Annotated in this window: 21 protein-coding genes, 1 tRNA gene and 1 pseudogene; 8 read left to right on the forward strand and 15 right to left on the reverse strand. The window is 42.2% G+C overall.

Translation table 11 applies throughout. The features are described from left to right. Positions 1–137: 137 nt before the first annotated feature. Positions 138–1,205, reverse strand: a complete 1,068-nt coding sequence (locus tag V7K85_RS14945; protein WP_334814427.1) for an amino acid ABC transporter substrate-binding protein — start codon at positions 1,203–1,205, stop codon at positions 138–140. Positions 1,206–1,866: 661 nt separating this feature from the next. On the opposite strand from V7K85_RS14945, the gene V7K85_RS14950 reads away from it, so the two are divergent. Further along, positions 1,867–2,424: a hypothetical protein gene (locus tag V7K85_RS14950; protein ID WP_334814428.1), complete on the forward strand. Its 558-nt coding sequence runs from the start codon at positions 1,867–1,869 to the stop codon at positions 2,422–2,424. A gap of 77 nt (positions 2,425–2,501) precedes the next feature. Next, positions 2,502–3,146, forward strand: a complete 645-nt coding sequence (locus V7K85_RS14955; protein WP_334814429.1) for a DUF3318 domain-containing protein — start codon at positions 2,502–2,504, stop codon at positions 3,144–3,146. A 312-nt stretch (positions 3,147–3,458) separates the two neighbouring features. Here V7K85_RS14955 and V7K85_RS14960 read toward each other — a convergent pair whose 3' ends face one another. Beyond that, on the reverse strand, positions 3,459–4,256 hold the full coding sequence (locus V7K85_RS14960) for a 7-carboxy-7-deazaguanine synthase QueE (protein WP_334814430.1): 798 nt from the start codon (positions 4,254–4,256) through the stop codon (positions 3,459–3,461). Positions 4,257–4,458: 202 nt separating this feature from the next. Here V7K85_RS14960 and V7K85_RS14965 point away from each other — a divergent pair, with 202 nt between their 5' ends. After that, entirely contained in the window at positions 4,459–5,508 is a 1,050-nt protein-coding gene (locus V7K85_RS14965) for an anti-sigma factor antagonist (protein ID WP_334814431.1), read from the forward strand. A gap of 300 nt (positions 5,509–5,808) precedes the next feature. On the opposite strand, the gene V7K85_RS14970 is transcribed toward V7K85_RS14965, so the two are convergent. The 8 genes from V7K85_RS14970 to V7K85_RS15005 form a co-directional block, all read right to left on the reverse strand. Then, positions 5,809–6,318 carry a hypothetical protein gene (locus tag V7K85_RS14970; protein WP_334814432.1) on the reverse strand — a complete coding sequence of 170 codons (510 nt, stop codon included), beginning with the start codon at positions 6,316–6,318 and terminating at the stop codon, positions 5,809–5,811. A gap of 18 nt (positions 6,319–6,336) precedes the next feature. After that, entirely contained in the window at positions 6,337–7,356 is a 1,020-nt protein-coding gene (locus V7K85_RS14975) for a hypothetical protein (RefSeq protein ID WP_334814433.1), read from the reverse strand. A 111-nt stretch (positions 7,357–7,467) separates the two neighbouring features. Then, entirely contained in the window at positions 7,468–8,925 is a 1,458-nt protein-coding gene (locus V7K85_RS14980) for a YcjF family protein (protein WP_334814434.1), read from the reverse strand. Between the two features lie 103 nt (positions 8,926–9,028). After that, positions 9,029–9,105: transfer RNA gene (locus V7K85_RS14985), tRNA-Met, on the reverse strand. 46 nt (positions 9,106–9,151) lie between these two features. After that, positions 9,152–10,105 carry an asparaginase gene (locus V7K85_RS14990; RefSeq protein WP_334814435.1) on the reverse strand — a complete coding sequence of 318 codons (954 nt, stop codon included), beginning with the start codon at positions 10,103–10,105 and terminating at the stop codon, positions 9,152–9,154. A gap of 80 nt (positions 10,106–10,185) precedes the next feature. Next, positions 10,186–10,686 (reverse strand): CGLD27 family protein, encoded by a 501-nt coding sequence (locus V7K85_RS14995; RefSeq protein WP_334814436.1) that lies wholly within the window; start codon positions 10,684–10,686, stop codon positions 10,186–10,188. Next, entirely contained in the window at positions 10,683–11,141 is a 459-nt protein-coding gene (gene rsfS, locus V7K85_RS15000; RefSeq protein ID WP_334814437.1) for a ribosome silencing factor, read from the reverse strand. Before rsfS ends, V7K85_RS14995 begins: the two co-directional genes overlap by 4 nt. Positions 11,142–11,778: 637 nt before the next feature. After that, positions 11,779–13,053, reverse strand: a complete 1,275-nt coding sequence (locus tag V7K85_RS15005) for a glycosyltransferase family 4 protein (protein WP_334814438.1) — start codon at positions 13,051–13,053, stop codon at positions 11,779–11,781. A gap of 288 nt (positions 13,054–13,341) precedes the next feature. Here V7K85_RS15005 and V7K85_RS15010 point away from each other — a divergent pair, with 288 nt between their 5' ends. The 5 genes from V7K85_RS15010 to V7K85_RS15030 all read left to right on the forward strand — a co-directional run bounded on the left by V7K85_RS15010 (position 13,342) and on the right by V7K85_RS15030 (position 19,558). Then, complete coding sequence (locus V7K85_RS15010; RefSeq protein ID WP_334814439.1) at positions 13,342–14,520, forward strand: DNA cytosine methyltransferase; 1,179 nt, start codon at positions 13,342–13,344, stop codon at positions 14,518–14,520. Between the two features lie 170 nt (positions 14,521–14,690). Further along, positions 14,691–15,371 (forward strand): deoxyribose-phosphate aldolase, encoded by a 681-nt coding sequence (gene deoC / locus V7K85_RS15015; RefSeq protein ID WP_334814440.1) that lies wholly within the window; start codon positions 14,691–14,693, stop codon positions 15,369–15,371. 127 nt (positions 15,372–15,498) lie between these two features. Beyond that, positions 15,499–16,428, forward strand: coding sequence for a DNA repair protein RecO (gene recO, locus V7K85_RS15020; protein WP_334814441.1), 930 nt, complete (start codon positions 15,499–15,501; stop codon positions 16,426–16,428). Continuing rightward, positions 16,415–18,055: an MFS transporter gene (locus V7K85_RS15025; protein WP_334814447.1), complete on the forward strand. Its 1,641-nt coding sequence runs from the start codon at positions 16,415–16,417 to the stop codon at positions 18,053–18,055. The genes recO and V7K85_RS15025 overlap by 14 nt, the downstream gene beginning before the upstream one ends. Positions 18,056–18,409: 354 nt before the next feature. Further along, the gene (locus V7K85_RS15030) at positions 18,410–19,558 is read left to right on the forward strand and encodes a glycosyltransferase family 4 protein (protein ID WP_334814442.1); all 1,149 of its coding nucleotides are present in this window, start codon (positions 18,410–18,412) and stop codon (positions 19,556–19,558) included. Between the two features lie 127 nt (positions 19,559–19,685). On the opposite strand, the gene V7K85_RS15035 is transcribed toward V7K85_RS15030, so the two are convergent. From V7K85_RS15035 to V7K85_RS15055, 5 genes and pseudogenes are all read right to left on the reverse strand, one after another. Continuing rightward, on the reverse strand, positions 19,686–20,501 hold the full coding sequence (locus V7K85_RS15035) for a peptidase (RefSeq protein ID WP_334814443.1): 816 nt from the start codon (positions 20,499–20,501) through the stop codon (positions 19,686–19,688). Positions 20,502–20,542: 41 nt separating this feature from the next. Beyond that, positions 20,543–20,776 (reverse strand): preprotein translocase subunit SecG, encoded by a 234-nt coding sequence (secG, locus tag V7K85_RS15040; RefSeq protein ID WP_334814444.1) that lies wholly within the window; start codon positions 20,774–20,776, stop codon positions 20,543–20,545. A 129-nt stretch (positions 20,777–20,905) separates the two neighbouring features. After that, a complete protein-coding gene (gene gpmI / locus V7K85_RS15045; protein WP_334814445.1) occupies positions 20,906–22,504 on the reverse strand; it encodes a 2,3-bisphosphoglycerate-independent phosphoglycerate mutase in 1,599 nt (532 codons plus the stop codon). A 769-nt stretch (positions 22,505–23,273) separates the two neighbouring features. Further along, positions 23,274–24,968 (reverse strand): ABC-F family ATP-binding cassette domain-containing protein, encoded by a 1,695-nt coding sequence (locus V7K85_RS15050; protein WP_334814446.1) that lies wholly within the window; start codon positions 24,966–24,968, stop codon positions 23,274–23,276. 155 nt (positions 24,969–25,123) lie between these two features. Next, positions 25,124–25,450: pseudogene (locus tag V7K85_RS15055) on the reverse strand (Rpn family recombination-promoting nuclease/putative transposase); the annotation flags it as partial. Positions 25,451–25,543 lie beyond the last annotated feature (93 nt).

Consider the following 25,543-nt stretch of genomic DNA (forward strand, 5'->3'; position numbering starts at 1 on the left):
TTAGTCATTAGTCATTAGTCATTAGTCATTAGTCATTAGTCATTAGTCATTAGTCATTAGTCATTAGTCATTAGTCATTAGTCATTAGTCATTATTATTCTTTCTTCCCCTGCTTTCCCTGCTCCCCCTGCCCTCTTCTACCGGAACGGTGGAGAATAAAGCAGTCCACCCTTGCTCCAGAGTTGATTTTGACCGCGAGCTAGATTCAGTTTTGTCTTGGGGCCGAGGTTGCGATCGTAAATCTCAGCATAGTTGCCGACGTGCTTGACTATCCTGGCTGCGAAGTCGTTAGTTAAGCCAAGTCCTTCACCAAGGTTGCCTTCTGTACCTAAAAAGCGCTTAATATCTGGATCAGTAGTAGTAGCGAACTGACCCACATTCTGGGAAGTAATGCCCAACTCTTCAGCTTTTACCAGGGAATAAACCACCCACTTGACAACATCACCCCACTTGGTGTAACCTTTGGCAACTGCTGGTGCAAGTGGTTCTGAAGAAATCACTTCATTGAGAATCAGATTATCTTCTGGTTTTGGTAGAATCGTGCCTCGAGAAACCAATGCTGAACGGTCAGCTGTAATACCATCGCAACGACCTTCGGCATAGGTAGCAAAGGTAATGTTAACGTCTTCAAACACAACAGGTTTGTAAGTGATGCCCCGTTTCCGCATTTGGTCTGCTAAGTTCTGTTCAGTAGTAGTACCAGTTTGAACGCAGATTGCTTTATTTTTCAAGTCTGCCAGGGACTTAATGTTGCTATTTTTGCGAACCATTATCGCTTGTCCATCGTAAAAGACCACAGGCGCAAATTCCAGACCGACTGTGGTTCCGCGACTAAGTGTCCAAGTAGTATTACGGCTGAGAATGTCTACTTCCCCAGTTTGCAAAGCTGTAAACCGCTCTTTGGAATTGAGATTGCGAAATTCTACTGCATCTGGGTTATCAAACAAAGCTGCGGCGATCGCGCGACAGACATCCACATCAATGCCGCTGTATTTACCGTCAGTTCCCACAAAGCTAAACCCTGGCACTTCCCCACTAACACCGCAAATTACCTGGCCACGGCTTTTAATACTAGCCCAACGATTTCGAGTTGCTGGTGCGGCTGGAGTACTGGCTGTATTTGCTGTTTGTCCTGAATCTCCACCACAAGCAGCGATCGCAAAGACTAGGGGTGCGATCGCTAGAATTAAAGCTGATTTACGCATAAACTTCATTGATCCTAGACCATCAAAAATGTATTGCTCACTACAATCATTCCGTGAAAACAATTTGTTGCTTGTAATATAAAACTCTACCAGCCTCTATGCTATATTTATTCGCTTTGAAAAGCGGTAGTTAAAGTTTTTACTTATATTTTCAAAAGCCTCAGATGCTATGTAGAAATTATCTCAACTTGGCTTCAGCTTTCGAGTTTGATTTAAAATATTGCCACCATGCCTGATCTAGCAATACATTCATTGAACCTAGAAGATAATATTAAAATTTAAGTTAGTTAGTGCTATATACTTGACTGGGTAATATTTTAAAAAAAGTGATTATCGCTTCTTTAATAATCAGCAATAGTACTTCATCAAATATAATTCATAGCGCCGAATGATCATCTGTTTTTTCTATCTTCAATGCCCAATGCCCCTCAAAACTTTTGAGTGACTTCGGCGTGATCCCTCAGTCGAACGCTGAGTGCTGAGTAGGGAATCTCACTTCTTTACTCAGAACTCGGAACTCGGAAAAGAGAAACTGTTTTGCCCCGTGCCGTAATTGCATACTTCTATGTGATCAGAAGTAGCCACACCAACCTAAACAACTACCCTTAGCAGGTTAAACTAAGTCTGTTAACAGCTGCTCCACGTTCCTTATGAGGCTTTTATGGGAGCTAACCTCAAACAGATTGCCAACTATTTAGATAACCTTGGTTGGGACTACCGTTTTGATGATGAAGAAGACCGAATTATAACAGGTGTGGAGGCTGATAACCTAGAAGATTTCCTAATAGTTGTCCAACTGGATGAAGAGGGAAAATTTTTTCGGGTATTTACCCCTCAAGTTCTGGCAGGAATTCAAGATCATCCTCACAAGGGAGCTATCCTACAGACAATGCTTGCCATTTCCTGGGAAACCAAAATGTTGCAATGGGAGTATGACCCATCCGATGGCGAAATCCGTGCCATTATTGAGTTTCCTCTAGAAGACTCGATTCTCACAGAAAAACAATTTCACCGTTGTCTGAGTGGGTTAATTCAAATTGTGGATGGTATAGCGATACCTCGCCTGAAAGAAGTGATGGTAACAGGTCTTGATCCGGGGAATATTGAACTTGGGGAAAGACTGTTACTCAGTATCCAGGAAGAAGCCCCAGGATTACTAGATTTGCTGGAAAAGGCAATGGAGGCGCGAAAAAAACGAGGAAGTTTTTCCAATGAGTGAGACGGATCATCACTTAAATAGCTATACTCCAAAGTGATACCCTCACTATATACTGAAATTTTCTGGGGCTGGATATTATGACATCCTATGCAACCTCCTCTGCCAAAGCGGAAATGAGTGAACTCCGGCGGTTGAAAGGCTTACTACCGCCGGAATTACAGAGCTGGGTCACGGTTGAAGGCACAACTGAGGTCAATCCACCCCTGGTCCGCTGCGAAGAAATTGGTAAAGACCAGGTAGAAATTCAAATTGACTTGGTGAAATGGGACGCCCTCGCAATGGATCAGCGTAATCTGCTGTTCTGGCATGAAGTTGCTCGCGTTCAAAATGACACAATTCCCAAAGATGGTTGGGAAATGGCAGCACTAGCCATCGGTTTAGGTGGTGCTGTGGGTGAATTGTGGGTACAAGATGGATTGCTATTGGTGTTAGCTTTGTCGCTGTGTGGCGTGTCAGGCTGGCGACTGTACCAAAAGAATAGTGGTGAAAAGCAACTAAAAGAATTGCTCAATGCTGATGAAAAAGCGATCGCTTTGGCAACTCGTTTTGGTTATAGCCTCCCCAATGCCTACAAGAGTCTCGGTAGCGCCTTGAAAACCCTGATTGACAATACTCCTAGTAAGCGCCAACGGTCGAAATACGAAGCAAGACTCTCTGCTCTCAAACGCAGTGCCAATAAGGCAAAAGCCAAATCCAAAACTACAGATGAGGGCGTACTGTAGAAACCAGAAAGTAGGTTGGGTGGGTATTGCCCACCCCACAAAGTACCTAAATAACTTTTAAACAGACTTGAAACGCTGCTTTAACCAAAAAGTATTAGGCCAGCATTTGCTGTTGGTTCTGGTACTTTTTTTGGTGTCACAAATCCCTTCAGACTTTGACATCAAACGTTTTCCTCGTTAAGAGCCTCCGACTGGGAATGCTAATAAGGGGGGCTGCTCCCTCCCTGATTAGCAGCAGCCCAATGACTATTTCATAAAATCTTACTTTTTTCTTGACTACATCTTTGTAAAACTCAAATTTTACAAAAACCTTTAGAGCTGGTTCAGCATTTTATGCGTTTGGGGTATCACACGCACGTGCTTGACAAACCGCTTCATTAAAGCTTGCCACGTCAAAACTTGATCGCTCGAAGGCGCAAGCACAGGTATTGGGGAAAATTGTTCAGATACTGCCAAAGGCGTAACAGGTTGTAAAAATACTGAGATATCTGGACTAACCTCTGCCACCAGCAAAGCTGAACGTTCCAACTCGGCGGGATCTGTGTTTTGAGACACAATTATCTTGACAAAAACATTTAAATATGAATCATGACATAATTGGAGAAATTTACTATGTTCTTGCCAATGACTTTCGCCGCTAACACTGGGCAATTTTAAATCCATACCAACAGAGTCTAAGTAGGGGAGAATCATCGCCAGTTGTTCTGGGCGATGTCCGCCAGTTTCTAAGTATATAGGTAGACCAGTTATGGCTCGCACTTGGGGTAGAAACTGCGTTAAAAATTGGGCATGAAGAAGTGGTTCACCCCCGGTTAAGCTAATGCTATCGTGTAAACAAGGTAAATTTTGTCGTTCCACCCACTCAGTTAATATGGGTAATGGAACAGGGTTAGAGTGGATTTCAAAGTCGCGCAATCCAGGCGATCGCTCTATCCGACAAGTAGCAGGTGGATTCCAAGTGTGGGCGCTATCACAAAAATGACAGCGCAAATCACACAGAGCAAAACGAATAAAAATCTGACGTGTCCCTACATTCAGTCCTTCCCCTTGAATGGCAGAAAAGACCTCAATCAGGCGTGCAGTAGGTGTAACTGGAGTTTTAGCAATCATTTATTTGATCAGAGCAACGCGATCGTGCTGCGTCGGCACAACAGCAAGGATCTTTTTTGGCTTCTTGTTCTATTGTGAATCGTCGCTGGCGATCTCCAATCTCAGCCCCAGTAAATAGCGATTAGTCCTTATTACTACTGATTCCAATATTAGGTTAGGTAATTTTCTAGGACAAAATAATGTTTGGCAGATTATATTATACATGGCAACGAAAGTGCAGAGCTTCATGACTAGCCAACCGACAGAGGTCGATTTTCCAGTTAATTCCCTAAACGACACGGCTATAGTGCAGATGCCCAGGCGGTTGAGCGTGCTGGAGGCTTTAGGCTTTAAGCAAACCTGCCAAGGCTTAATTCAGCCCAATTCACATCCCAAGCAAATCATTATTGACTTTCAACAAACTACTTTTATGGATAGTAGTGGTTTAGGTGCCCTAGTAAGTAATTTTAAATACGCCCAGGCGAAAGAGATTACATTAACACTGCGGAATGTAACACCTCAGGTAATGGCAGTCCTAAAACTCACGGGATTGGATCAGGTTTTTCCCCTAGAGCCTGTGGACGATGGGTTGCTAATAGAACAAGAAGACTTAGTAGATAATCGGAAGACAACTTCCCGTAAAGTAGAGCAGTTACCCACTACTCACCCTTCTGTGGCATCTTGGATGAAACGGTTGTTAGACATTATAGGGTCAGTGATCGGTTTATTAATTACAGGAGTTTTGTTTATTCCGATTGCGATCGCTATTCAAATTAATGATCCCGGGCCCATTTTCTTTAGTCAAACCCGTTGTGGTTGGATGGGGAAGCGGTTTAAGATTTGGAAATTTCGCTCCATGTATGTGGATGCGGAAGCGAAGAAATCCCAAGTTAAAAACCAAGTGCAAGGTGCCTTTTTCAAGAATGAGAATGACCCCAGAATTATCAAGGTAGGGCGCTTTTTACGGCGAACTAGTCTTGATGAATTACCCCAATTTTGGAATGTCCTCAAAGGAGAGATGAGTTTAGTAGGCACCCGGCCACCTACACCCGATGAAGTGGAACGCTATGAAGTACCAGAGTGGCAACGTTTAGATGTTAAACCTGGTATGACTGGCGAATGGCAAGTAAATGGACGTTCTACAGTCCGTAGTTTTGAAGATGTAATTCGCCTGGATTTGCAGTATCAAAAAAATTGGAGTTTGGTGTACGATTTAAAGCTAATTTTCAAAACTATAGCTATGCTGTTTAACAGAAACAGTGGTGCTGTTTAGCTAACTACCTTTATTCACAATTTTTTGGTAACTCCCAACTCTCACGATAATTCTTAAATACACCCAAGCCCTAAATGGGCTTGGGTAAATTTTAGGTTTACCTACAGCACCACGCAAATGTCATCTTCTGCTTAACAAGTAAAAAGTGAATCACCGAGTAAATGGCAATATGCTGGATAAATTGTGGAAGATGTTTTTGACATAAACAAATAATGTTAATATTGCTATTTAAAAATCTAAATATAGGAAACCTGAATCAACAAAAAAGGAGAAAATACAAGGGCGATCGCACATTCTAAATTAAAGGCTGGATAATTGTTTAATATATTCAATAACTTCGTCTTTACTGATTATTCTTTCAACTGGCACACAATAAGATGGATATATGTAATAAGTTTTACCTGATAGATAACTTTTTCGCTGATCTTTAATGATGCCATACCTATCAGGATAAATAAACCACTCAGTACTAGGACGTTTTGGTGTTATTGCTCCCCAAGCTACATTAGACTTTAGACAATACCAAATAATTACTATAGGTGGATATATCCACTGTTTACTCTCTACTTCGCCACACATCCATCCTTTATAACCTGTTGGCAATTTTTTAGGATCTGTAGTGTTTCCAGGCACACTTTTTACAGATATCCAAAATAACTTATTACCTAAACTATCATACACGGGAATGTCTTCATCAGTACTAAACTGACTCATAATCGACTTTCCCACATTAATACCTCTTTTTTCTAATCCATCACAAACCTTTTTGACTGCAACATCTCCCTCACCTTTTAATTCTTCCCACTTCATGCTTGGTATATTGTTTTGTTAAAACTCACCTGTCATTGTTTGATCCTCAATTTCTAACGGAGGATTGCTGAATTGCTTTTCTACTAATTCTGTGAGAATTTGATTACAATATTCAGAAATTTCTGGGTATTTTTGTGCTATCCATCCCACAGGTGTAATTACTAATGGATCACTAATATCTACACCCATTTTCATCATTTGTATAGTTTCTTCTATTGCTTCATATAGAACGGCTTGTAATTGAGGAAATTTATTGTTAACACGGTATGCATATTTAGATACGGAAAGAAGATCATTGAGGGTTAAACCATATTCTTTAATAGAATTTATATTTTCTGCTAAAGGAAAATATAAATCTGGATATGTTTCTACGTTCATTAATACAGAACGTATGTACTCTCTTTTTGCCTTTCTGTAATTAGCAACTAAGTTTTTACAACTTTTGATTGAAGGTAAAAGCATCTGAAACCAAAACTTTATTTCAGACAATACTTTTTTTTGCCCCAGTTCTTGATCTACAAGCAGTTTGTTAGCTGAGAAATCTAGCATCCAACGGACGTAGATCGGGCAAAGCTTCCAATAATTTGTGACAACTTTTGTGAGTAATTTGAAGGCTTCAGTATAGTTTTTGTATTGTGTTGCTTTGTTATTGTTAGTTTTAGCTTCCTTGGCTAAATTTAAGTAATATAACGCTAGAGAAAAATTTTTATTTACTCGCAATAAAGATGAATAATTATTTAATAATTCAAAAACTGTATTTAGGTTATTTTCTTGATACTCTTGTGCGAGTTTGAAAGCTAAATTACTTGCTTCTTGGAATTTATAAGATTTTATTGATAATTCATTAGCCGCTTCAGCTTCAGCTGCCAAATGAGTTATTTGTACAAACATTGAAGTGGCTGGAGATTGAGAACTAATACGTTCTTCCAACCTGTGTCTAGTTTGAATAACTAGGTTTTGAAGCTCATTTATGTCAATAGTTTCTAACAAATCTTTGTTAAAAACACCTTCTGGGTTTGTAAGATAAGGCGTTTTCATGATTTATCTATCCTCAAAACAGGAGTCGCAACAATTACCATATTTTTCAGCCTAATGCAAAGGCGCAAAGACGTTAAGAAAAACTCTGCGCCTCTACGCCTTTGTGTGAACTTAACCCACTGCCTTCTGAATACCTACAACTTCAACCTGCTGCACCTCTGGCAACAAACGCTTCATGCCTTGCTTAACAAACCCTTGCAGAAAACCAATCTGCTGATTTTGCCCAAACACCTTTTGCAACGTTTGCCGCAAATTCTCTAAATTCAAACTAGTCCCAGAATCTATTGCTATTTCTTGCTGTTGGAAATATTCAACTAGACTTAACCCTCCTACTCTAGTCAGATAAGCTGCACTTACTCCCTGCACGACGCCACCAGCAACAAAGGTAACGGCATTACTTTTAAGAACAGTACTAATAGCCTTTGTAGAAAGTTCAACTAAACCCAGTTTCAGCATCAAACTTCCCATTGTTCCAGCTACAATTTGTGCCTGTTCCAGAGAAAATTTCTGCTGATAGATATTACCTAAATCCATTACCATCTGAGCATTAATTGCCGCAGTCGCTAGGATGTCAAGGGCTGGGACTGGGTTAGCAAAGGCAGCAGCAGCAGCTATCCACTGATATTGTTCAATAATTGGGGTGGCGCGATCGCGTCTGGTTCCATTCAGCCAGTTTTTCGCCTCAGCTTTCAATAACCCGGCCTTCCTCATCGTAGTTACCCAAACCAGCCGTTGTCCTTGCTGTGCCAAAACTTGATCCAACTGCTGCGTCAACTGCTGGATATCTGGTGCTGGTTGTTCCATCCACTCTTGCACAGAACCATCAGCCTCATGCTTTCGGACTTTGATCGCAATGGGAGAGGCCGCAGTTGCAACTACATTTCCCTGCATCCGCTGTTTTAATGACAGCAAAATGCTAGCGCTTTCATCGGCTAAATACTGATCTTGTTTGTTGAAAACCAGGATTGTGGGCTGATTTGCTGCTTTTAGCTGCTGTAAAGTTTGAAATTCTGAGTCTGTCAAATCACCATTTGTCAAGAACAGAACAAAATCAGATTTTGCTACTTCTGCCAAAATAGCCGCATCTGAATTTTCACCCACTTCTCTAAACCAAGGTGCTGTCTCTTCTAAAGACACCAAATTTCCTGTCTCTACATTTTGCTTTAGTACTTGAATTAAAGTGCTTTTACCCACGGATTTCCCGCCAGTCACAGCCACTTTAATTTTTTGCCTGTCTAATTCCAACAACAATTGGGCAACTTGTTCTCTGAGTATCTCTAAGGCTGTATGGTTTTCTGCTTCTTGCGCCAGTTGATTTATTACAGTTTCAGTTTTAGCGATCGCACTTTCCACAGTCGCCCGATCAACGAACATAGCATCTAGCTGCTCTAAACTATCTTTGGGGCGATTTTGTTGGAATAACCACAAACCACCGCCTACAGCTAAGGCACTCAATAAACTAAACTCACCCACCTGCATTATTGAATGATGCCAACTTTGTAACATCCACAGAGAAAAGGACAGTCCCAATCCTCCCACTAAAATTGGTCGCTGCAACTTCACAACCATGATTCTCCGCACTTTTTGGATGGCTATTTCTTCCAGAATAGATCAAAATAAAACAAAACCCTCCAATCTTTAATGATTGTAGGGTTTTGTTTTATCTTTTATTTGGTGGCGGGAAGTGGATTTGAACCACTGACCTTCGGGTTATGAGCCCGACGAGCTACCAGGCTGCTCTATCCCGCGTCGCTCTTGACTTTTATAGCATAACCTATAGTCAAGAGTTTGGCAACTACAAAAATGATAATTCTCCAATTACTTCTAAACGCTTGTATTTTCCCAAGGTGACAAACTTTTCTGAGAGGCTTTCTGCGGCGCTGGGACTAATCCAACCCATTTGCTGGAGTAGGTGAATAGCAATGGCATGTTTTGCCCGTTTTGCCCCATCCATGACTTTAATTGCCAATCCCATGCCTTCACCGAGTCTACCAATGCACTGCACTCCTTCGGCACCAGCTTTGCTGACCAGTTCCCCTGGAGTTAAACGCATCAGTTCTGTATCAAATTCTCCATCTCCTGCTACCATAGCGGGGTGATGAGTCATAGCACGGACGATGCGCTCCATATCCAAATTGGTACTAGAGGCTAGCAACGCATACAAAGACGCCATATGACCAAGTTGCATCAGATAAGTCGGTGCGCCACAGTCATCATGAGCGCTGATAAATTCTTCAGCTGGCATTCGTAGCAACTCTGCTACTTTGCCCAAAATCAACTGCTGTATTGGGTGCTTGCGATCCAAGTAGTTATTCAAGGGCCAATGGCGCTGCTGACAAACGGCTAACATTCCCGCATGTTTACCAGAGCAATTGTACTCCAGAGGACTCCGCTTCCCTTCAGGAATTGGACACTGGAGGATAGTTGGGTCAAGATCGGCCCGCCAAAGGATGTTAAATACTTGTCGGACTTGCTCTATTGTTCCTTTGTGGGAACTTGTAATAATTGCTAAGTCGCGATCGCTGAGGTTATAGCGTTCCAGTGTACCTGTGGTGGTGACTGCGAGTGCCTGAAATGGTTTGAGGGCTGAACGGATAAATGCAGCAGTTTCAGAATTTCCGGCAACGGTTAGAACCCGTCCTCGTTGGTCGCATACAACAGCTTGGACTATATGCCTGGATTCAATAATACCTTCCCGCAGCAACCGGACTTCCAGTGCTGTGGCTTGAGTTCGTTTTCCCATTGTCATGGGTTTATATTTATCACCTTTTTTAATTAATTAGTTATTAGTCATTAGTCTTTAGCTAAAGACTAATGACTAATAACTTTTTAAAACAAATGCCAAACTATAGTACCAATAACGTACATTCCCGCCAAGCCAGCAAAGGTAAATTGTAACCGCCGCAGAATAGGTCTGATTTCGTATGAAACAATCAAGCGATCGCGGTTGAGGACTTCCTGTGGCTTCGTCCAAGTTTGACCGTCGTACCAGCCTGACTCTTCATAAAAGACTGTGGGATTGCAAAGGCGATCGCACACGTAGAACCAGCCTAAGTACAACCTTACCAGTGCCAGTATTACCCCGACACTCGCTCCTGCTGCACCACAGATGATAAAATGTGCAATATACTTGTGAGGGGGAAAACTTGCCGCAGCTACAGGCCCTGCTAAGAGCCAAGATAAACCCCAAATCCAAACAATTTTCGTGATATACTCGCGCCAATCTAAAGTGCTATCACGAAACAGCCAGGAAGTTTTTAACTCTTCGTACTCATTGAGCGGTTGTTGGTCTGTGGGAACTGGGCAATTTGAAACCGAAGACCTAATCATGTTGGCTTACTTTCACCCTCATCAGATTCTGGAAGGGAAATACGTTCTGCATGAATCCAGAACGCTTCTAAATTATAAAACTCCCGTTCCTTGGGCATCATGATGTGAACGATCACATCACCGTAGTCTTGTAGTACCCAACTCCCCTCGACTTTTCCTTCTGTCCTTATGGGACGCCGTTGCAACTCAGTTTCGACTTTTCCTTCAATTGCTTGAGCGATCGCCCTGACCTGTACCCTAGAATAGCCAGTCATCATCACAAAGTAATCAGCCAAGTAAGATACCTCTGCTACTTTGAGCAATAAAATCTCACCTGCTTTGCGATCTGATGCCGCAACAGCGATCGTTGCAGCTAAGGTTCTGCTCGCCTCTTCGGTTTGGCCGTGGCTTATTACCGCACTCTTCGTCAGTGGGACAGATTGCAATGGGAAATTTCCTTGGAAATAATCAGTCATTAAACCTCAGGTGCTTTCTTCCTTTTGAAACAATTGTTTACATTTACTTACAAACAACAAACAATTGATCTAAACAAATGTGTCAATAGGTTTTTTTGAATACTAACAAAAAAACGGGTGTCTATGGGGCTAGTTTGATAATTGGCTGTTTAGATTTCGACATCCGCAACTGCTGATTGTTGATGGTTCTTGTGCAGCGATAAATTAACCAATAGCTTTCCAGCAAGAATTTCCAGCGTAAATAATCGCAGATTCATCAAACAGGATAATATGTAATCTAAAGCTAGTAATTCGCAGGTAACGCCACATCTAGGCTTTAGACTGTCTGCTAAAAACTACGATACAACACAGCAGACTCATGACTGGTCTACCAAGCGTGCGATCGTCATACGTATGTTACTAGGTATGATGAGATACTAAGATATCTCCGTTGTATGGATAAAAAATTGGTTTAGCCACGGATTGAATGAAGTGAAGCCGTGGGATTTTTAGTTCAACAATGCACTTGAAAACCTGCTTGTCTTGTCTATAGCTGTATGTTGACTGATAGAATTAGCTACCCTCAAAATCTCCTGCTACCTAGATTTGAGGGCATAATTGCAATTTCTACATATGCAATGTAACTTTGCTGCAAAGATTAAACTTCTTGTTTCGTAACTATGCCTGTAGACTGAATTGCTCTACGATCTACCGTCAATGAGTAACACAAGGACTCATACTGATTTAAAGCTTGCTCAAAAGCATATTGCTCAACGGCATATTGACGACTTTTATAACCCAGAGTTTTGACTTTTTCGGGGTTTTGGTACAAATCTAAAATTGCCATTGCTAAAGCTTGGGGATCTTCTGGAGGAACGATAACTCCGCCGCCACTTTGCCTGATGGCTCTTGCTGCTGTACCATTGTCAGGGACAGAGGCAACTAAGGCCCCTCCACTGGCAAGTAGCACTTGAATTTTTGACGGCATATTGAAGGATACAACATTTTTCTTTTGCACTACCAAGCCAACATCGGCAGCTGCCAACATTTGTGGCAAAGATTTGCGGGGTTGAAATGGCAGTAGCAAAACATTATCTGCGCCGCAGTCTAGACATTCCTGTTGCAATCGCTGTAAACCTTTTGCCTCTCCAACGATCACAAAAACAATATCTGGGATATGGCGCAACACAGAAGCAGCTTTGACAACGCTTTCTAAGCCTTGGGTTAGGGCAATGTTACCAGAATAAAGTACTACAAATTTGCCATTTAGATTATGTGCTGCGCGGAAAGGGTTATTTTCTTTAGGCAAAGGGCGGATAAAATTTACATCAACCCAGTTGGGAATTTGCACAATTTTGTCAGCTTCTACGCCCTTAGAACGCAAGTTTTCCACAAAACCATCGGCGATGACGCTAATTTTACTGGCAGTGTGGTAAGCAAATTTTTCCAATAATGTAAACAACTGGATGAGCAATTTATTTTTCAGTAGACCGACGTGGACGGCTGCTTCTGGTAATATATCTTGTAGATTTAAGATCACAGGACAAGCACGTAACCATCCTAAAAGAGCAACTGGTACACAGCTTGGCAAGGATGGCGATGTTGAGAGAATAACATCTGGACGCCAACCGAAGAGGGCAGGCACAAAACTAGTGACAACGAAACTAGCATCTAGTAACACCCGATCTAATAGGTTGGGTTGTGGACGAATCCAAACGTAACTACGTTGAATTTGAACGCCATTTTTGTATTCGTTGACATACCACTTGCCCCGATATTCCTGGTAAATTTGACGCTCAGGGTAATTGGGCATAGCGGTGACTACGCGCACTTGATGCCCACGCTTCACTAGTCCCTCTGCTAGTTCAGTCATCAGTGGAGCAATACCAATTGGCTCTGGATAGTAGTTGTAGGAGTAAATTAAAATCCGCATAAAAAATTAGTCCAAAGTACCCCGGTTTTTTATTTAATGACAAAATATTTGTCTTAAACATTGTTTAGAGCTTGGAAACTCCTATATTTAATTGTGGCTTTAGACTCTTTTGATGTCAGGGATTTTCCTTAAAGATTGAGTAAACTTTGATAGTAAATACTTAGAGAAAGTGTGAATTTTTTTGACTATTTAAACAGTATTTCAAGTGTATATTTCTGATTGGTACGTAAGTATAAACCCTAAATCTCCCGATATTAATTAAGACTGTTTCACAATACTAGTTATTGAATGAGCGATCGCCCTTGTATTTTCTCCTTTTTTGCTGGTTCAGGATTCCTAGATTTAGGTTTTGAAACCAGCGGTTTTAAGATTGTTTACGTCAATGAAATTTTTTCCTCATTCATGGCTGCATACCGCTATTCACGGCAGGTTCTCAATCTGCCGTTGCCAGAATACGGGTATCATGACGGAGAAGCAGGAGACGTAACCCAACTTCTCGAAGGTTCACGAACACAACACCTGCGGGAGTTAGTACAAGACTGCCGCAAATCTAGTAATATTGTAGGCTTCATTGGCGGGCCTCCTTGCCCTGATTTTTCTATTGGCGGGAAAAATAGAGGACGTTCAGGAGATAATGGCAAGCTTTCTGCTTCTTACGTTGAATTAATTTGCCGCAATCTTCCAGATTTCTTTTTATTTGAAAACGTTAAGGGGTTATGGAGAACGACAAAGCACCGTTTATTTTTTGAATCGCTCAAGCAACAATTAGTGGAAGCAGGCTATATATTAACAGAGCGGTTAATTAATGCTATCGAATATGGTGTACCCCAGGATAGAGAAAGAATTATTCTGATTGGTTTCCGAAATAATTTTATCAAGGATATAGGAATAAAAGTCGGTAGTGAAAAGTTACTACCTGAGGGATATTTTCCTTGGGACAATCACATTTTATATCCTCAAAAAAAGGTTTTGGCTTATCCTTGGCGTAAGTGCGAACCATTCCAAGAAAATTCCATAATGCCTTGTCCTGATGGCATCCCTCAAGAACTCACCGTAGAATACTGGTTTACAAAAAATAACGTTCTGAAGCATCCCAATGCTGAAAACTGTTTTCAACCAAGGGCAGGGATTACAAGATTTGCTGCTATTGATGAAGGAGATGATTCTAAAAAGTCTTTCAAGCGTCTTCACAGATGGCGTTACTCTCCGACAGCTTGCTATGGAAATAATGAAGTACATTTGCATCCCTATAAAATCCGGCGAATATCTGTAGCGGAAGCTTTAACCATACAATCTTTGCCTGCAAATTTTGTACTTCCAGAGAATATGTCGCTCACAAATATGTTTAAGACTATTGGTAATGGCGTACCATACTTAGCATCGAAGGCCTTAGCCAAAACTATTATTAACTTCTTCGGAACTGGCGTGACAAATGCTGTTGATATTCCTCACCTTACTACTGCCTAATGTCAACTTAAATACTTACAGTAATTCCGCGAGATCTACAAAGCTAACATCTAAGAGAAGTCAACAGCTTGTTTTCAGGATAAACTCGTAATAAATATGGTTTAATATATATATAAGAAATGTTTTAATTTTTTATAAACTTTAATAATCAATCACTGGCAGAAGACACGATGGCAGCAGACTATCCGGATATTGATATTGCGCCATTCATAGATCACGCCCTGTTAACGCCAACGGCTACTCCAGAGCAGGTTGAGCAATGGTGTGAAGAAGCATACAGATTCAATTTTGCGGCGGTTTGCTTGTACCCCGCCTATGTCAAACAAGCAGTCGAACTCCTCCACGGCAAGAACCCGAAAGTCTGTACGGTGATTGGCTTTCCTGCTGGTGCTACGACTTCAGCAGTGAAACTGTATGAGGCTCAAGAAGCGGCCGATAGTGGGGCCACTGAGTTGGATGTGGTAATGAACTTGGGCTGGTTGAAAGCTGGTAAAACTGAAGAAGCCCACCGAGAAATTGCCGAAATTTGTGAAGAGACTGGGCAAACTGTTAAGGTAATTTTGGAAACCAACCTGTTGACAGATGCGGAGAAAAAAATAGCTGCTGAAATAGCTATGGAGGCGGGAGCGGCATTCTTAAAAACTAGTACAGGTTGGAATGGTGGTGCAACAGTGGCAGATGTGCGACTTTTGCAGGAATTGGCAAAAGAAAGGGTGGGAATTAAAGCTTCGGGTGGTATCCGGACTATCAATCAAGCCCTAGATTTAATCGTAGCGGGTGCTACGAGATTAGGCACATCTCGTGGTATCGATTTGATCCGCCAGCGCGATAACCTGGGAAAGGGTGAATAGTCATTTGTTTCTCGTCCTACCCTGCCTTAAGACGCGGGCGCGTCTATGTCATTTGTGTTTAAATTTCTGGCCTCATCTAAAACTTCTCTCTTTGTCTTAATGACTAATGACTAATGACTAATGACTAATGAGTAGAACCTACAAAGCAACCGGAATTAATCTTAAAACCCAGGTGCTAGGAGAATCAGATAAAATAGTGACGATTTTGACACCAGAGTTCGGTCTGATTCGAGCAGTGGCTCCAGGGGCACGTAAGCACAACTCCAGCCTGGGCGGCAGGAGTGGTATGTTTGTTGTGAATGAACTATTGATTGCAAAAGGGCGATCGCTTGATAAAATTACTCAAGCACAGACGTTAAAAACTTATCCTGGTTTAGCTAAAGATTTGGGAAAATTGGCAGCCAGCCAATATTTCGCAGAAATAGTCTTGTGTCAAGCTTTGAGCGAACAACCTCAAGAAGAACTTTATGAGTTGTTCAATGAACATCTCCATCGGTTGCAGGCGTTGTCTAGTGCAAATGCATCTAGTGTTTTGGCTCATCTAGCTCATGGGGTGTTTCACCTTTTAGCCTTAGCAGGAGTAACGCCGCAAGTGCAAGTTTGCTGCCTATCTGGGCGCTCCCTTAAGCCAGACTTTACAAACCCCAACTGGCAGGTAGGATTTAGCATCCCTGCGGGTGGAACGGTTTGCTTAGAAGCTTGGAAACGTTTACGAACAGAGGCAGACAAGGAGAGGGGGATACAAAGAAATTTATCTTTTTCTCCATCATCCAATCAGCACATTATCCCATCACCTCCAAAACCTGGCTCCCAAACAGTTGTTGTGCATCGGCAAGAAATACCTGTGATTTCTAGTCGTCTGGGTGCTATGGAACTGGCTTTGCTTCAACATCTGTCACAACCAGAGATAATGCAAATTGATGGTGCTAGAGATCATAACTGGTTATCTGTTGAGCAGATTTTGCGCCAGTATGCTCAGTATCAATTAGGTCGCCCTATTCGCTCTGCAACTTTGATCGACTCTTATTTTGCTGCCAACCATGATGCAACCGTCTGATTTGGATAAAAAAATCCTGCCTTTGTCACCAAGCCTCGTTAAAAAACAGAATAGGGCATTAGATTCTACAGTCAGGAATCACTTGAGTGCCGTTTCTAAGTATACACCTAGTCAAATCAATAGCCAAGAAATGTCCCCAAAAGACGTTTCTCAAAACGATCAAAGTTGGACAGCCCAGATGCCAAAAACTGATGTTCCAAGTCAATCAGAAACAGAATCTGAGGACAAATTAACCACTGCTGAGGTAGATAGCAACGGGCAAAGTTTGCCACCAGCCTCTCCCCCAGAAAAAGAACCACCGAAATTAGATGGATCTGGTTCAGGTGGAGAAACTGTTTCGGAGAATATAACACCGCAGGGGTTTTTGCCTGTATTAAAAAATCCTAATTTCCTGGCTCTTTGGGGCGGTCAAGTTTTCTCGCAACTAGCAGATAAAGTTTATTTAGTGCTGATGATTGCTTTGATTAATACTCAGTTTCAGGGTAGTAATCAGAGTATTAGTGGTTGGGTATCAGCCTTGATGATGGCTTTTACTATTCCAGCCGTATTGTTTGGTTCTGTTGCTGGCGTGTTTGTGGATCGCTGGTCGAAAAAGGCTGTGCTGGTGGCAACGAATATTTGGCGCGGCATCCTGGTTTTGTCAATTCCCTTCCTGCTGTGGTTGACTCATGATTGGCAACCAATAGGAGTGTTGCCAGTAGGTTTTCTAATCATCCTGGGTGTAACTTTTTTAGTTTCCACACTGACGCAATTTTTTGCACCTGCAGAACAGTCAGCAATTCCTTTGATAGTAAAAGAACAGCATTTACTCTCGGCAAATTCGCTTTACACGACAACGATGATGGCATCAGTAATTGTTGGGTTTGCCGTCGGTGAACCGTTGTTAGCGATCGCCGATGGACTTTGGCTGCAAATTGGTGGTAGTGGTAGTTTAGGTAAGGAATTTTTAGTAGGTGGTAGTTATGCGATCGCTGGACTAATTTTATTCCTCCTGGCAACCAACGAAAAACACCACGACCCCGATACAGAATTCCCCCACGTATTCTCTGACTTACGGGATGGTTTTGCCTACCTCAAAGCAAATCAGCGCGTCCGTAATGCTTTGCTTCAGCTAATTATCTTGTTTTCTGTCTTTGCAGCATTAACTGTTCTAGCGGTTCGCATGGCAGAAATAATTCCCAACATGAAAGCCTCCCAGTTTGGCTTTTTACTAGCAGCTGGCGGTGTTGGCATCGCTGCTGGAGCAACAATTCTCGGTCAATTTGGTCAACGTTTCTCTTATACCCAACTAAGTCTGTACGGTTGTATGGGCATGGCAGCATCCTTGATTGGTCTATCAGTATTTACAACCCAACTGTGGCTAATCCTTCTGCTGGTGGCGCTATTAGGTATCTTCGGGGCGCTAGTAGCTATTCCCATGCAAACAGCGATCCAAACAGAAACACCTCCAGAAATGCGTGGTAAAGTCTTTGGCTTGCAGAATAATGTAATTAATATTGCCCTCTCCTTACCTTTGGCATTAGCAGGTGTAGCAGAAACCTTTCTGGGATTACAGGTAGTGTTTTTGGGATTAGCAGCGATCGTCTTTTCAGGAGGTATATTAACTTGGTATAACTCACATAAGTAGTTATCAGCTAACAGGAGCTATTATTCATTAACTTGAAGTAATTAATAATTTACTTAAAGCTTTTGTGTTCATGGTAAACTGTGGTCAGTGAAAATTTATCACATACTTGCCGGATATGAATCTGACATTAGTCAGAATAAGTTGTTTAAATATCAGAGATTAACAACTTATAAGTAGAATAAATAAAGCCATAAATCCACTGGTTTAATTAGCTGAGAATAGGCTTTTTAAACTAGAGTATTGTGGGAATTTTTAATAAATAAAAAAACCAGCAAGTATAGCTAGATAAAATAAAAATCACCAAGGACACAAAAGTAATAGATCAAACCCGCTTTTCTTACAGCTAAATAAAGAATGCGTATAGCCTGGATTGGAAAAAAATCACCCTTTTGCGGCAATGTCACCTACAGTCGAGAAATTACAAATGCCTTGTTAGATAGGGGACATCAAGTTAGCTTTCTTCACTTCGCCCAGGAAGAGTCTGAACCTGACAATTGGCCAAATCTTCGAGAGGTTTCCCTCCCTTTCATTTATAAGTCCCAGGTTTATACAATTCCGACTTTTAAAGCCACCAAACTTTTAACCGATTCGCTGCGGGAAATCAAGCCAGATGTAGTCCATGCTTCCTTGACGTTATCTCCTCTAGACTTTTTTCTCCCGGAAATCTGTGAGGAACTGAGGTTGCCCCTAATTGCCACTTTTCACACACCGTTTGCTGGCAAGGGGGCAAAGCTGATATCGGGAACACAACTTTTGGCTTATCAGCTCTACGCGCCTTTTTTAGTTAACTACGATCGCGTGATTGTATTTTCTCAAATTCAGCGAGAATTATTGGCAGGGATGGGCGTGCGGGAAGAAAATATTGCCGTAATTCCCAACGGTGTTGATACCGCCAAGTATTGTCCAGGACTTTCTAAAATAAAAGCAGAATTCAAAGCCGAACGCTTGTTTGTCTATCAGGGTCGCATAGCCCCGGAGAAAAATGTCGAAGCCCTCCTCCGGGCTTGGAAACAGTCGGCAATGGGGCCTGGTAGTAAGTTGCTAATTGTGGGCGACGGCCCTTTGAAGTCTTCCTTAGAGCCGTTTTATGGTTCAGAATACGGCATTATCTGGTTAGGATTTGTCGCTGATGAAGACCGACGCATCGAAATTTTGCGGGGCGCAGATGTATTTGTTTTGCCTTCATTAGTAGAGGGTTTGTCCCTATCTCTGTTAGAAGGAATGGCATGTGGGTTGGCTTGTTTAGCAACAGACGTGGGTGCAGATGGAGAAGTATTGGAAAAGGGCGCAGGTGTAGTTATTAGTACCAAAACAGCGCGATCGCAGTTAAAAACCCTCTTACCAGTGTTGCAAGACCATCCAGAGTTAACAACCTTACTGGGGCAAAAAGCCAGACAGCGTGTATTAGACCGCTATACCCTCAGTAAAAATATTACTCTACTGGAAGAACTTTATAAACAAGTTTTAGCACAGCGACCTCTACCGCTAAGTCGCAGAGCTTAGAGAAAGGGAATCCTATAGGACTCACTAAGATGATAAAGCGGTAGAATAAAATATTTCTGCTGGTGTATCTTCAGCCCAAATTTTTGTACGCCTTGTAAATCTTTTTAATTGTAAGTGATGATATTGATCAATTAATCTTTGAATTATCCACTAAAGACCATCCTAAACTGGTTGGCTGTTCATAAACCCGCTTTAGAGTATTTAAATCTCTGGCAGAAATAGGCGACGGGTTACGAACTTGAGAAAAATATAGCGCATCAGTTTGTAGCGGACTATGACCCCAAATTCCCAACGCATGACCGAATTCGTGGCGGGCGGCTGCAATGAGATACTCACCTGTTTGACTGGGGCTTAAAAAGATGATGAAGCGGTGGGATAAAACTTTGTTGCTGGTGTATAACTCGTAAGTAGTTTGTGCCGATCGCGCACGGGGTATATTACTACCAGGGGAAATTTGTAGAGGTGGCGCTTTTCGCACAATTGTAATATCAGCAATTTCTGGCTGTTCGACTATTGTCAAAGGCAAATAAGTACTCCATTCTTGCACACCCTGCAAGACACCGTTAACCCATGCTTGAGCTTGTTTTTCGCTGACAGCTTTTGGTGGTTCTACATAAACTCGAACGGGAAATTGTGACCAGACTAAATAACCTACTTGGGTTGTTGTGACTTGAGAAAAGTAGTCACCACTGTTAGTGCTATCTTGCCATTGTGCAAGTGTAAGCGGTAAAGGATGAGGTTTTGGGGAAGATGAGGTGGGGAGAAAGATTATTAAGTCTGAAGATGCATGTTTTGGTATTATTGTAAACCCATGACTCGACTGGAGATTTGTAAAAACGATTAATAGCCCTGTGCCAACAAATAAGGCAAGAGCTATAATTAACCGCCGTGAAATTAAATTTATTACGGTGTTAAATATCGCGTATCGGGTTCTTCTCACCATTGACTTTTGACTTTTGACTTCTCGAAGAGGCTGACCTATCCTTATTTAGGCAGCCAACCAGCACTTAAAACTACTGTTAAACCGAGAAAAATTACTGTCAAGGCCCAAGTAATTCGGTTTAAGGTGTTTTCTGCACTTTTGGTGCTGCTAAATAGCTGCGCTTGTCCGCCAATGGCTCCAATACCATCACCTTTGGGGCTATGCAGTAAAACCAAGATAATCAAACCAGTGGCGGAAAATGCCCAAATGCCTTGCACAATATTAGAAGCTGTCATGGTAGGAATCTCATTTATAAAAAGTTTTAAAAAACAGGAGTCAGGGTTGGGAGTTAGGAGTTAGGAGTTAGGAAAGTTTTAATTCATCACTTTTCACTATTAACTCCTCACTATTAACTCCTAACTCTTTTACAGCCCTACTTGCACGGGGGTGCGAGTGCGTTGTAACTCATATTCTGCTGTTTTCAGCAGCGATCGCCCTGTCATTTCTGGTGGCTGAGGCAACTGTAAAATCTCTAGAATTGTCGGGGCGATGTCGGATAGCTGGCCATCGTTTCGCAGTTCGACATTTGTACCATATCCAGGGATTTTGACTTTCTCTCCTTCCACCAAAATCAAGGGGACTGGGTTAGTGGTATGAGCTGTCCAGGGATTACCCCCATTATCTAGCATATACTCAGCGTTGCCGTGGTCGGCAGTAATAATTGTTGTACCGCCGGCTTTGATAACGCTCTCTAGTAGGCGTCCCAAACAGCGATCAACTGTTTCAACTGCTGTAATGGTAGCTTCGATTTGACCAGTATGCCCTACCATGTCTGGGTTGGCATAGTTAATCACAACTAGGGAATACGTACCCTTTTGAATCGCAGCGATCGCTACATTTGTAACTGCTGCTGCTGACATGGCTGGGGCGTGATCGTAAGTCGCTACCATCGGGCTACTTACTAATTCCCGATCTTCTCCGGCAAAAGGTTCTTCCAGACCCCCATTAAAGAAATAGGTGACGTGGGCGTATTTTTCTGTTTCGGCGGTGCGGAACTGGTTGAGACTATGATTGGCTATTACTTCTCCCAGAATATTACTCAAATTTTGAGGCTCAAAGGCTACAGCCACGGGTAAGTCTGAATCGTACTGCGTAAAGGTGACAAAGGACAACGGTGTGATTTGCTGTCTTTCAAAACCTTTAAACGTTGGACTGACCAAAGCTTGAGTCAGTTGTCTGGAGCGATCGGGGCGAAAGTTGAAAAATATCACCCCATCCCCTGGTTCGATTGCGCCGGGAGCAATTCTGATTGGGTTGACAAATTCGTCTTTTACCCCTTGGTCGTAAGATGCTTGCAAGACTTCCACAGCCTTGAGACCATTACCAACACTATCTTGGGTCATCACATCGTAGGCACGTTTGACCCGATCCCAACGGTGATCGCGATCCATCGCGTAGTAGCGACCGCTGAGGGTGACTATGCGCCCAATTCCTGCGCGGTCTATATAATCTTGCAGCAGTGTGATTGCTCTTACGCCGTCAGTTGGGGCGGTGTCACGACCATCGGTGATAGCGTGGATACAAACTTCTGGAATTCGCTGGTCTTTGGCTAAGTCAAGTAGTCCGAATAGATGGGTGATATGCGAATGTACCCCTCCCTCAGAACAAAGGCCTACTAGATGCAGCTTGCTATTCCGAGAGCGAACTTCCTGGCAAATTTTGACGAGTGCTGGGTTTGAGGTAATAGAACCGTCTTCGACCGCATCGGAGATGCGTACCAGTTCTTGCGGTACAACTCGCCCAGCACCAATGTTCAAATGACCAACTTCCGAGTTGCCCATTTGACCTTCTGGCAACCCTACAGCTTTTCCTGAGGTGTGGATGAGGGTATGCGGGTAAGCTGCCCATAAACTGTCCACGATTGGAGTTTTAGCAGCAACAATAGCGTTTCCTCGCGTTTCCTCGCAGTAGCCCCATCCGTCTAAAATGACTAGCACCACAGGAGCAACAGGTGCTTTGGTCATAGTAAAATTGCCCTTTACTTTTTGTAATACTCGAATGATACCACTGCTAATCCACGCCGCAAGGCTATATATGCTTATTAAATTTTTTTATTAATTACTTTATAGTTTTCTTAGATTTTTCTTAAACTTGGTAAATTTTGTGTGTATTTTTGTGATTTTTAAATTATTGATTAGTTTATGAGTAGCAATTGCTACTCATAAACTTAGGGAAATCATTTGCTAATCCAAGCCGCAAGGAGAGATATGCTTATTAAATTCTTTGTAAGGATTCAGGTCAGTTAAAAATTGCTAAAACTATTGTCCTATAAGCGTTTAGAGAAAAAAGCTAGAAAAGCCTATTCTCAATAAACTTTTGCAAAATGGCTTAATTTCCTCGCTTATTGCAAACAATGTTTTGACTAAACTATAAAGCCAATTTTGAAACACTCTCTGTGACTAGGTTTTAAACACCTGAATCCTTAAAGGATGTTTGGAAAGTCTTAAAGTATACTAAAAACCCCGCTTCCATTCCTCTCCCCGAAAGGCCGAGAGGCTTTGAAACCCCCATTCCCTTGTAGAGAAGGCTTGCTCAGTGGGTTAGGTTTCCAAGCTTTGAGTGTTAGCAATAATACTTTTCAAACATCCTCTTACAGTTCTTTTATGAACGACTTGCAGTGTTTTGAAAGATTTTTAATTTTTAGTAATTTTTCTATGATGTCTTTGAGCGCTATTAACGAGTGATTACTTAGTAGTAGGTTTTCGCGCTACTACTAAGGCATTATCCAACCTCTTATTTCCTTTTCGTGGAAGCTTTAGCAGCTTTAGCAGCTTTTTTCGCTGTTTTTTCGGCTTCTATTGCAGCTAATTTTGCTTGTTCTTTTTCTTCGGCAATTTTCTGGAGATAGTAATGATAATCTCCTAAGTAAACGCGGAATTCGCCATCACGAATTTCGACGATTTTGTTCGCTACCTGAGAAATAAAGTAGCGATCGTGGGAAACTACAATTGCCGTACCATCATAATTTTTGAGCGCTTCTTCCAGCATTTCTTTAGCTGGAATATCTAGGTGGTTTGTCGGCTCATCTAAAATTAGTAAGTTCGCGGGGCGTAAGAGCATTTTTGCCAACGCCAAACGAGCTTTTTCTCCTCCACTTAATGCGCCAACTGCCTTAAATACAGTATCACCAGTGAATAAGAAGCGTCCTAAAAGTGTGCGTACTTCTTGATTATCCCAGTCTGGAACTTCATCATGAATAGTTTCCATGACAGTTTTCTTCAAGTCCAAGGCTTCAGCTTGATTTTGCTCAAAGTAACCGGGAATAACGTTGTGATCGCCTAATATAACGCTACCTTCTGTGGGTGGTTCCATACCCATAATTACGCGCAGAAGGGTAGATTTTCCAGCACCATTAGGGCCAAGAAATGCAATGCGATCGCCCCTTTCAATAAGGAGATTTGCTGCCAAAAACAGGATTTTATCACCATAAAGATGAGTTAAATCTTTAATGTCCACTACCTCGCGTCCACTGCGGGGTGCAGGAGGAAAACGGAAGTGTAGAGTTCTTACTCCTGCAATGGGTGCTTCAATGCGCTCAATTTTGTCGAGTTGCTTTTCCCGGCTTTTTGCCTGGGTACTACGGGTAGCACTGGCGCGAAATCTATCAACAAAGGTTTGCTGTTTCTCTAATTCTTTCTGCTGGCGTTCGTAAGCACTAACTTGTGCTGATTGACTTTCAGCTTTTTGTTCTAAATATGCTGAGTAGTTCCCAAGGTAGGTACTGGAAACGCCACGTTCAGTTTCCACAATTTGAGTGCAGAGGCGGTCAAGGAACTCCCGGTCATGGGAGACTATTACCATTGGCGTAACCAGCCCTTTGAGGTAATTTTCTAACCACTCAATGGTTTCTAAATCCAGGTGGTTAGTCGGTTCATCCAGCAGCAACAAGTCTGGTTTTTGCAGGAGAATTTTACCTAAACTCATCCGCATCTGCCAACCACCACTGAAAGCACTGACGAGGCGATCGCCATCTTCTAGCCCAAACCCCATCTCTGGTAAGATTTTCCCGATGCGTGCATCTAAGTTGTAGCCATCCAAGGCTTCAAATTTGCGCTGCAAGCGATCCAACTTGTCGATCAGTCGATCCAGTTCCTCTGGAGTAGCCGTTTCCATCTCTCGTGGCACATGCGCCAGAGATAACTGTACTTCGTTAGCTTCTTTGAAGACAGTCCAAAATTCTTCTCTAACGGTGCGGCTGGGGTCTACTTCAAATTCTTGGTTGAGGTAAGCTATATGTAAGCTATTAGGACGAATGATTTCGCCGGCGGTAGGTTCAATTTCCCCAGAGATGATTTTGAGTTGGGTGGATTTTCCCGCACCGTTGACACCGACTAAGCCAATGCGATCGCCTGGTTTAACTTCCCAGTTGATATCTTTGAGAACTTCGCCTGTGGGATAAATTTTACTTATATGTTCTAATCGCAGCATTAAGTTTCTCTCAGGTAGGGAGTGGGTGGTTAAAGACGAAGTACTAATACCGCTTCTAATATTAACAAAAATTAACTATAAATTCGTCATGATCAAGTCTAGGGAACCGCAAACCAAAATTGGCTTGAGTTACGGATAAAACTTACACATCCCTCTCAAGGCTGACTTTGTATTACTTGTCTAACTTCTTCGATACTCAAATCTAACGCCTGTGCTACTTGTTCTACAGTTAATCCTGCTGCCAACATTGCTGGTACTGCTTTTAGTTTACCTTTAAGCTCACCTCTAACCTCACCTTGTTCAATACCTTGTTCAATACCTTCCTGAAAGGCTTCCTGATAAAATCTGGTTTGCTTTAACTCGCTTAAGCCAAACATGTCCTCCATCTCCTCCCTACTCATTGCAGGAAACTTGTAAGCCAAAATAGTCTCTATAAATTGTAATAATTGCTGCTGTTTTAGTGGTGAGCTGATCTCAGACTGGTTGAGTCGATGGGGGATGTTATTCCCCGCACCTCTCAGTTAGATCCGGACGTGCGCGTTTCCGTGCATCCGGCTCCCGATGTTCTTAGCTTA

The organism is Nostoc sp. (assembly GCF_036917615.1).
Classification (GTDB): Bacteria; Cyanobacteriota; Cyanobacteriia; order Cyanobacteriales; family Nostocaceae; genus Nostoc.

Excerpts from the sequence above, each read along its gene's own strand:
- V7K85_RS14970 (WP_334814432.1), bottom strand. The coding sequence starts at position 6,318 with ATGAAGTGGGAAGAATTAAAAGGTGAGGGAGATGTTGCAGTCAAAAAG.
- V7K85_RS14955 (WP_334814429.1), top strand. The coding sequence starts at position 2,502 with ATGACATCCTATGCAACCTCCTCTGCCAAAGCGGAAATGAGTGAACTC.
- recO (WP_334814441.1), top strand. The coding sequence starts at position 15,499 with ATGAGTAGAACCTACAAAGCAACCGGAATTAATCTTAAAACCCAGGTG.
- gpmI (WP_334814445.1), bottom strand. The coding sequence starts at position 22,504 with ATGACCAAAGCACCTGTTGCTCCTGTGGTGCTAGTCATTTTAGACGGA.
- V7K85_RS15005 (WP_334814438.1), bottom strand. The coding sequence starts at position 13,053 with ATGCGGATTTTAATTTACTCCTACAACTACTATCCAGAGCCAATTGGT.
- V7K85_RS14990 (WP_334814435.1), bottom strand. The coding sequence starts at position 10,105 with ATGACAATGGGAAAACGAACTCAAGCCACAGCACTGGAAGTCCGGTTG.
- V7K85_RS15050 (WP_334814446.1), bottom strand. The coding sequence starts at position 24,968 with ATGCTGCGATTAGAACATATAAGTAAAATTTATCCCACAGGCGAAGTT.
- V7K85_RS14995 (WP_334814436.1), bottom strand. The coding sequence starts at position 10,686 with ATGATTAGGTCTTCGGTTTCAAATTGCCCAGTTCCCACAGACCAACAA.
- V7K85_RS14950 (WP_334814428.1), top strand. The coding sequence starts at position 1,867 with ATGGGAGCTAACCTCAAACAGATTGCCAACTATTTAGATAACCTTGGT.
- deoC (WP_334814440.1), top strand. The coding sequence starts at position 14,691 with ATGGCAGCAGACTATCCGGATATTGATATTGCGCCATTCATAGATCAC.
- V7K85_RS14975 (WP_334814433.1), bottom strand. The coding sequence starts at position 7,356 with ATGAAAACGCCTTATCTTACAAACCCAGAAGGTGTTTTTAACAAAGAT.
- secG (WP_334814444.1), bottom strand. The coding sequence starts at position 20,776 with ATGACAGCTTCTAATATTGTGCAAGGCATTTGGGCATTTTCCGCCACT.
- rsfS (WP_334814437.1), bottom strand. The coding sequence starts at position 11,141 with ATGACTGATTATTTCCAAGGAAATTTCCCATTGCAATCTGTCCCACTG.
- V7K85_RS15010 (WP_334814439.1), top strand. The coding sequence starts at position 13,342 with ATGAGCGATCGCCCTTGTATTTTCTCCTTTTTTGCTGGTTCAGGATTC.
- V7K85_RS14980 (WP_334814434.1), bottom strand. The coding sequence starts at position 8,925 with ATGGTTGTGAAGTTGCAGCGACCAATTTTAGTGGGAGGATTGGGACTG.
- V7K85_RS14960 (WP_334814430.1), bottom strand. The coding sequence starts at position 4,256 with ATGATTGCTAAAACTCCAGTTACACCTACTGCACGCCTGATTGAGGTC.
- V7K85_RS15035 (WP_334814443.1), bottom strand. The coding sequence starts at position 20,501 with ATGGTGAGAAGAACCCGATACGCGATATTTAACACCGTAATAAATTTA.
- V7K85_RS15025 (WP_334814447.1), top strand. The coding sequence starts at position 16,415 with ATGCAACCGTCTGATTTGGATAAAAAAATCCTGCCTTTGTCACCAAGC.
- V7K85_RS15030 (WP_334814442.1), top strand. The coding sequence starts at position 18,410 with ATGCGTATAGCCTGGATTGGAAAAAAATCACCCTTTTGCGGCAATGTC.
- V7K85_RS14945 (WP_334814427.1), bottom strand. The coding sequence starts at position 1,205 with ATGCGTAAATCAGCTTTAATTCTAGCGATCGCACCCCTAGTCTTTGCG.
- V7K85_RS14965 (WP_334814431.1), top strand. The coding sequence starts at position 4,459 with ATGGCAACGAAAGTGCAGAGCTTCATGACTAGCCAACCGACAGAGGTC.